Annotated in this window: 5 protein-coding genes; 1 reads left to right on the top strand and 4 read right to left on the bottom strand. The window is 68.2% G+C overall.

The genetic code is table 11. The annotated features are described in order from the left end of the window. Together AZG88_RS11170 and AZG88_RS11165 are read right to left on the bottom strand one after the other, a co-directional pair. A partial coding sequence (locus AZG88_RS11170) for a DUF2277 domain-containing protein (RefSeq protein WP_156517463.1) occupies positions 1-274 on the bottom strand: 274 nt, incomplete at its 3' end. Positions 275-390: 116 nt separating this feature from the next. Further along, positions 391-1617 (bottom strand): glycosyltransferase family 87 protein, encoded by a 1227-nt coding sequence (locus AZG88_RS11165; RefSeq protein ID WP_005244603.1) that lies wholly within the window; start codon positions 1615-1617, stop codon positions 391-393. 137 nt (positions 1618-1754) lie between these two features. Between AZG88_RS11165 and AZG88_RS11160 the strand changes: the two genes are divergently transcribed. After that, positions 1755-2348 carry a PadR family transcriptional regulator gene (locus AZG88_RS11160; protein ID WP_061697709.1) on the top strand — a complete coding sequence of 198 codons (594 nt, stop codon included), beginning with the start codon at positions 1755-1757 and terminating at the stop codon, positions 2346-2348. Between the two features lie 25 nt (positions 2349-2373). Here the strand turns inward: AZG88_RS11160 and hutC are convergent, their stop codons facing one another. Both hutC and AZG88_RS11150 read right to left on the bottom strand, forming a co-directional pair. Then, positions 2374-3144 carry a histidine utilization repressor gene (gene hutC, locus AZG88_RS11155; RefSeq protein ID WP_197487802.1) on the bottom strand — a complete coding sequence of 257 codons (771 nt, stop codon included), beginning with the start codon at positions 3142-3144 and terminating at the stop codon, positions 2374-2376. A 99-nt stretch (positions 3145-3243) separates the two neighbouring features. Continuing rightward, positions 3244-7923 carry an NAD-glutamate dehydrogenase gene (locus AZG88_RS11150; protein WP_061697707.1) on the bottom strand — a complete coding sequence of 1560 codons (4680 nt, stop codon included), beginning with the start codon at positions 7921-7923 and terminating at the stop codon, positions 3244-3246. Positions 7924-8146: the final 223 nt, after the last annotated feature.

Raw genomic sequence — 8146 nt, 5'->3', positions numbered from 1 at the left:
ATGACGCGGCCTTCGCCGCGATGCGCGCCCGGACCTCCGGCCGTCGCAGCGGGGGCACCGTCTGGGGCGGCTGCTTCCGCGGCGGCAGTGCCGCGAGCAGCTTCGTGGTGGCCTCGGTGACGACGGCTACCGCCTCCTCGAAGGGCTCACGGTTGGCGTCCGACAGCTTCTGGATTCCGCTGACCTTCCGGACGTACTGACGCGCCGCCGCCTCGATCTCCTCCGCGGTGGCCGCCGGTTCGAGTCCGCGCAGCTCGGTGATGTTTCGGCACATGACTCGACGATAGCGCCGCTCGGCCGTCTCCGCGGCACCTCGGCGCTGGGCGAATGTACCTTTCGGCGCACCTGAGGCGCCGGAAGGTACATTCGCCCGCCGGGGGTAGCGACGCCTCAGCTGCGGGCGGGCTCCAGCGCCTCTTCGTCCGCGGGCACGGCGTCCGTCTCGACGTCCGGGAGCGGGGTGCGAGACCGTGCGGCCACGACTGCCGCGCCGAGCAGGACCAGCGCGATGAGGCACTGCGAGCTTCCGATCACCTCACGCACGGCCGCCTCCACCCAGCCTGACGACGAGGACTGCAGGACGAAGTTCGGGCCGATCAGGAAGATCAGGGTCGCGGCGCCGATCAGGGGTCGCCAGCTGCGGTACTGCGGTGCGATCAGGATCGGAATCAGCAGGATGCTGTACGCCCAGTGGTGGGTGACGGCGAACGGCGCGGCGAGCAGGGATGCCAGGGCCACGACCGACAGCGCGATCAGGTGCTCACCGGACCGGGTGAAGCGATACGCCGACCACGCCGCGGCGGACACGATGACGGCTGCGCTGAGGACCCAGAGAACGCTGGCCGGCCGGCCTTCCGCCCCGAGCCGCGCGATGACGCCGGTGACGGCCTGGTTGCGGAAGAAGTCGGGCGCACCCGCGCGGCCGGTGGCGAAGAATTCGGTGGTCCAGAACCACACCGACGACTGCGGCAGCAGCCAGAAGCCGAGCCCGACGGTGACCAGGATCGTGGCGAGCGATCGTCCGATCGAGCGGAAGTCGCGGCGGACGAGAAGGACCAGCAGAAAGGCTGCCGGGGTGATCTTGACGGCCGCGGCGAGACCGATCGCGACTCCGCGGAACCTCTTCGGGATCACACCGGTGCAGTCGGCGACCACGAGCGCCATCAGGATGATGTTGATCTGACCGAAGTCGAAGTTCGAGCGCATCGGCTCGAGGAGAAGTACCGGGCCCATCGACAGCAGAGCGAGAAGTTCGGGGCGTGCGACGTCGAGCTTCGACAGCGCCACCTTGACCATCCACCACACGAGTCCGAGGTTGAGGGCGCACCACAGCGCCTGCAGGACCGCGGGGTCGATCTCCGCCATCGGCGCGAAGAGGATCGCCGCGAAGGGTGCGTAGATGAACCTGAACCCGGAGCTGCTCGGGAAGTCCGCGGAGTAGAGCGGCAGGCCGCTGACGAAGGCATAGCCGGCGTCGCGGAACACGGAGAGGTCCATCAGGTAGCCCGTCGCCGCATCGAACTCTCGGTAGGCCACCGCCCCCAAGGAGAGGACGCCCACGAGGAGCGCGACGGCGTGGAGACGATAAGCCCTGAACTTCGATTCACTCTGTAACAAGAATTTGTTCTTTCATGATCGGCGTCGTGGTCAACGATCCACCGTAGCGGGCCGTGACCCAATCGTGACAAAGGCGAGGTCGCGGTGTCCGAACCGCGTACTTCGTCATAGTTTATTTAGATTGATATATTTCAACCATGCCTGCGCGCACTCTCGACAATCCTCTCGTCCTGCCGGTGCTCGGCCTGCTCCTCGAATCGCCGATGCACCCGTACCAGTTGGAGGTCACGCTGCGCGAGCGCAGCGAGGAGGGCCAGTGGCCGCTCAACCGCGGCTCGCTGAACAATGTGGTCGCGGCCCTCGCCTCGGCGGGCTGGATCGAGGAACACGAACGTGCGCAACGGGAAGGGCGGCCCGCCCGCACCGTCTACGCCCTCACCGAGGCCGGGTACGCGGAACTCGTGAGCCGACTCGACCTCCAGATCCGCAGTGCCGCACGAGAGTTCTCCCCGTTCTTCGCGGCGATCAGCTACCTCGGCGCGCTGGGACGCGAAGGCGCCGTGGACGCGCTGCGCGAACGCGCCGAACGACTCACCGCGAGAATCGAATCCGACCAGGCACGGCTCACCCGAGCGCTCGACGGCGGAGCGCCTGCGCTGTTCGTCGTCGAAGCGGACTACGCACTCCACGCGGCGCGGGGCGAACTCGCCTGGATCGCGTCGACGATCTCCGACATCCACGCGGGCCATCTCACCTGGCCCGCCCCGCAGACGAGGGACGTGCAGCCGTGAGCCTGGTGTTCGGCATCTACCCCGGTCAGCCGGTCCCGAACGTCCCTTCGAGCCGGTTCCGCGAACCGGGATGGACGAGACGCGCAGCACTGACGAGGCCCCGCGAGGACCACGTGCGGCGCCGGATCATCAGGCACGGTTCGGCGCGCTCGATGTGGAGGAGCCGGCATTCCTCGGGCGACGCGAGGATCGCTTCGACCACGTGCTCGCCCCTCGTCAGGGGAGCCTCCACGCTCAGATAGTGATTGGGCGTCTGCTGGGTGAAGTCCTGATCGAGATACCCGGGAGCCTCGGCGGGATTGACGAACCGGTCTTCGAGCTGGATCGGCGTGTCGTCCTCGTAGTGGATCATCAGAGAGTGGAACACCTTGCCGCGGATCGAATCCCGGATGAAGGCGTTCGCCGGATCGGCGTCTTCCTCACGCACGTACACCACTTCGGTTCGATGGCGGTGTCCGCGTTGCTGAATCTCGTCCGCGATGTTCTTGACCTCGAACAGAGACGACGCCGTCTTCGTGGCCGCCACGAATGTCCCCACACCCATCAGGCGCACCACGAGCCCCTCGGCGCTGAGTTCGCGCAGCGCGCGGTTGATGGTCATGCGGGAGAGGCCCAGAGCGCCCACCAGCTGATTCTCCGAGGGCAACTGATCGCCCTCCTGCCAGCGGCCGGCATTGATCTGCGACACGATCAACTGCTTGACGCGTTCGTACGCCGGGGCCGACTCCGTCCCCGGTCCGTTGTACAACGCAGCAAGCTCCGCGTCGACTACTGCGATCTCCACCTCCACTGACACCCATCCCTCTGCAACACCGATGAACTTCCCGTGCAGTCGGCCGTTGCAGTCTATCGGCCGACTGCACGGGTAAGCCCTCATCGCGCGGTGCGCCCGGTGTCACCTCACCATGCTGCGCAGTTGCCTGGTCGCGACGGAGAGGGCGGCCAGGTCGTGCTCCCCCGATTCCGTGACGGCGTCGAGCGTGTGCCGGGCGCGCGCCAGCCGGGCCGCGTTGCGGTCCTCCCACTCCCCGATCTTCTGTTCCGCCGTGTCCAGCACTTCGCTGCCCGAGATCACGTCGAGGCACAGTGCCCGGACCGTGTCGTACAACTCGTCGCGCAACGACAACCGGGCCAGCGCGTTCCACCGAGTTCCCCGTCCCAGCTGCGAGACCCCCACCAGGAGGTGCACCAACCCGAGGCACTCCCCGAGCCGGTAGTACACCTCGGCCACTTCGCGGGGATCGCGTTGGGTGATGTCGGCGATCTCGACGATGTCCAGCAGCGCGAACCGGTCCAGGAGCAGTTGCACCCGCCCGGCCAGGTCCGCGGGGACACCACGGGCCACCAGCGCGGCCGTGCGACTCCGGAGGTTCTCCGCGTCTTCACCGCAGAGCCAGCCCGCGACGTGCGGTGTCAGGTCCGCGACGCGGTCACGGAATCGGGTGATCTCCGCCCCGACCGCGAGCGGCTGGGGCCTGCGGGTGAGCATCCATCGCGACGCCCGGTCGAGCAGCCGCCGGGTGAACAGCGTGAGGTCGTCCGAGAGCGCGGCGTCGAGGTCGGCGTCCCGGATGTCGCGCCGGAGCGACGGCAGGTCGAACACGGCCGACACCACGGCGAACGCCCGCACGGCGTCGGCGCTGCTCGCTCCGGCCTCCTCGCCCAGCCGGAAGGCGTAGGTGATGCCGCCGTTGTCGACGGCGTCGTTGGTGAGGACCGTCGCGACGATCTCCCGGCGCAGCGGATGGTCGCCGATGGCGTCGCCGAAGGACTCCCGGAGCCTGCGCGGGAAGTACCCGGCGAGTGCGTCCGCGAAAGCCGGGCTGTCGGGCAGGTCGCCGGCCAGCAGGTCCGACTTCAGCGCCAGCTTCACGTGCGCCATGAGGGTCGCTAGTTCGGGCGAGGTGAGTCCCGTCTCCGCGCGCTCCCGGGCGGCGATCTCCTTCCTGGACGGCAGCACCTCGATGGCGCGGTCCAGACCGTAGCGGCCTTCCAGATGGCCGATGAGCCGTCCGTGCACCGTGAGGGACGCGGTTGCGTCGGCCCGGCACGTGCCCAGCACGTCGTTCTGGGCGACGTTGTCGGAGAGCACGAGACGCGACACCTCCCCGGACATCTCGGCGAGCAGACCCGCACGGTCGTCGGCGGCGAGACGGCCGCCGCTGACCAGGGCGTCGAGCAGAACCTTGATGTTGACCTCGTGGTCGGAGCAGTCCACGCCCGCCGAGTTGTCGAGAGCGTCCGTGTTGATTCGCCCTCCGGAGCGGGAGAAGTCGATACGTCCCAGCTGGGTGAAGCCGAGGTTGCCACCCTCACCGACCACCCGGGCCCGGACGTCGGCACCGTCGACGCGGACGCCGTCGTTACCCTTGTCCCCCACGTCGAGATGGGTTTCGGTGCCCGACTTCACGTATGTTCCGATGCCGCCGTTCCACAGCAGATCCACCGGGGCCTGCAGGATCGCGCGGACGAGGTCCGGTGGGGACAGTTCGGTGGTCCCGGGGCTCAGTCCGAGTGCGCGCCGCGCCTCCTCGCTGATCGGCACACTCTTCCTCGACCGTTCCCACACACCGCCGCCTGCGCTGATCAGACCGGGCGCATAGTCCGCCCACGACGACCTCGGCAGCGCGAAGAGTCGTTCCCGCTCCGCGAATGATGTGGCCGCGTCGGGATTCGGGTCGAGGAACACGTGCCGGTGGTCGAATGCGGCGACGAGCCGGATGTGCGGGCTCGCGAGCATTCCGTTGCCGAACACGTCGCCGCTCATGTCGCCGATCCCGACGGCCGTGAACTCCTGCGACTGGGTGTCGACACCCATTTCGCGGAAGTGCCGCTTCACGCTCTCCCACGCACCCCGGGCGGTGATGCCGAGCGCCTTGTGGTCGTAGCCGACGGATCCGCCCGATGCGAATGCGTCACCCAGCCAGAACCCGTACTGTGCTGCAACGTCGTTGGCGATGTCGGAGAACGTCGCGGTGCCCTTGTCCGCGGCGACGACGAGGTACGTGTCGTCGCCGTCGTGCCGCACCACCCGCGGCGCCGGGATCACGGCACCCGTCGCGAGGTCCACGTTGTCGGTGACGTCCAGCAGTCCGCTGATGAAGCTGCGGTAGCAGCGAACCCCCTCCGCGCGCTGGGCGTCGCGATCGCGCAGCGGGTCGCCGGTGGGAGCAGGCGGGCGCGCGACGACGAACCCGCCCTTCGCGCCGACGGGCACGATCACCGAGTTCTTGACCGCCTGCGCCTTCACCAGGCCGAGCACCTCGGTGCGGAAGTCCTCCTTGCGGTCGGACCATCGCAGGCCTCCCCGTGCCACGGCACCGAACCGCATGTGCACGCCCTCGACCCACGGCGAGTAGACGTAGATCTCGAAGCGGGGCCGCGGCTGCGGCAGTTCCGGGATGCGCTGCGGATCGAACTTGAACGACAGGACCTGACGTTCCCGGCCCGAGGGGGCGTAGCGATTGGTGCGCAGCGTCGCCAGGACCGCGTTCAGGTAGGCGCGCAGGATGCGGTCGGCGTCCAGGCCGAGGACGTCGCCGATCGCCGTTTCCAGCGACGCGATCAGGTCACCGCACTCCGCTGTGCCGTCCGGATCGAACCTCGCGGCGAACAGCCGGATCAGTGCCTGGGAGATCTCCGGATGATCACCGAGAACCGTCGCGATGTGGTTCTGGCTGTATGGGAATCCACCCTGACGGAGGTACCGTGCGTAGGCCCGCAGCACCTCCACCTCACGCCAGTCCAGGCCCGCGCGGAGTACGAGTTCGTTGAAGCTGTCCGTCTCGGCGCGAGATGCCCAGGCCGCGGCGAACGTCTCCGTGAAGCGGCGCGGCAGCGCGTCGTCCACCGGCCCCGGTGACGCGTAGCGGATCCCGAACTCGTACATCCAGCACACCGTTCCGCGACTGTTCGCGACCGTGTACGGACGCTCGTCGAGGACCGCGACCCCCATGCTCTGCAGGATCGGGAGAACATCGCTGAGGGAGGCGGATGCACCGCCGACGAAGAAGGTGAAGCGCCAGTCCGCCGCGTTCGCGTCGAGCCGGGTGTCGATCGCGCCGTCCGTCAGCCTCTCGAACACCGCCAGATCCGCATGCGCGCGCCGGGCGTCGAAGTCGTGCTTGTACACCTCCGGAAAGTGCTCCGAATAGTGTGCGAGGAGTTCGCGTTCGGCGGTGGCGAGTTCGTCGTGGAACCGGTCGTCCCAGGTCCGGCAGGCCCGGGAGATCCGACGCTGAATTTCCAGTCGCCGGGTGTCCGTCACCTCGGTGTCCGCCGGAACCCGCATCGTGAAGTGCACCATCGCCAGCGGGTACTCGGACACGTTCGTGGTGTATTCGACTGCCGTGCCGTCCAGTTCGTCCAGCAGGACGCGCTGGGTCGCCAGACGCGTCCGCGTGTTGTATCGATCGCGGGGAATGAACACCAGCGCCGACATGCTGTCGCCCGGGACATCCGTGCGCAGGAAGAGGTGAATGTGCTCGCGCGCGGTGATGCCGGCGACCTCGGTGAGGGCCGAATGCAGCGAGTCCGGGCTCGCCGCGAACAACTCGGTCAGCGGCAGCGCCTGCACGACCTGCAGCACGGCCTGCCCGGAGAAGGAGTCGATGTCGAAACCGGCACGGTCGAGCAGGGCCCGCACCCGGCGTCCCGCACCCGGGATGTCCAGGACGTTCTCGTGCCTGCCCGCGGGGGTGAACGCGCCGACGAACCGGTGCTCCACTCCTCCGGCCCGAACCCCGACCACCGACGGGTACGACGACCGGTGCACGGACACCGGAAGCGCCGCCTGCCCGATCGCCAGGACGGGACCGGGTTCCGTGGTCGGCGCCCGATCGCCCTCCCGGTCGTGGAGCACGCCGAGACTCTCCTCGGGTGCGCCGTCGGCGCCGTACCGCGCGTACCCGAGGACGGTGAAGTTGCCCGCCTCGCACCACCGCAGGAAGTCGGCGGCCTCGCGGAGTTCTTCCGACAGCGAGTCCTGCCCGGTCTGCGAGTCGAGTTGTTCGGAGACCTGGATCTGCAGTTCGCGCATGCGCGAAAGATCCCGGTCCACCCGGCGCACGTCGGCGAGGACGGTGTGCAAGGCCTCGACCAGTGCCGCGACGACAGCGTCCGCGGTGTCCGAGCGCAGACCCACGTGAATCCACGACTCCGCCGTCCCCGAGTCGGTGACAGGCAGGAGGTCGGTGAGGGTGCCCGACTCCGAGCGGCGGGCGACGAGGACCGGATGCAGCGCCTCCTCGATCGGGGCGCCGACCCTGGCCGCGGTCAGCAGTACCGATTCGACGAGCAGGGCCATGTCGTCGGTGACGATCTGCACCGCGGGCCCGATCCCGCCGGGGTCTGCGGCGTCGATTCCGCGCACCACCGCGGTCCCGGGGTTCCGGATCCACCCGGTCTGGAGATGCGTGTTCGCGATGCGATCACGCGCCTGTGGATCTGCGCCGTCGGCGGTGGGATGACCGGCGGTGCGGAGGTACAGGTCGCGGAAACGCTGGGGCGCTTCCGGAGCGGAAAACTGCTGTTCATCGCGGTCGAGCGAATGTGAGGACGTCGAAATTACTCTCATGTCAGTACCTTCCGTCGGAAGCATCGACACTTCCGACTGGTGCAGTGGCGGGCCGGCACGCCTCTCGGCTGGGTCCGTGGAGAACGCTTGACAGGGGGTTGTCTATACAGGACTATACATCTAAGGCGATAAAAAACGTGAGTCAGAGCACACTGGATTCAGGACATGGGACAGAGCACCCGGGACCGACCCAGCAGCGCCGGACTCGTCACAGAGAGACAAA

The organism is Rhodococcus sp. LB1, assembly GCF_001583455.1.
GTDB classification, from domain to species: Bacteria; Actinomycetota; Actinomycetes; order Mycobacteriales; family Mycobacteriaceae; genus Rhodococcus_F; species Rhodococcus_F opacus.
The sequence above is the reverse complement of the archived record's forward strand: the minus strand, read 5'-3'. Positions and strand labels throughout refer to the sequence as shown.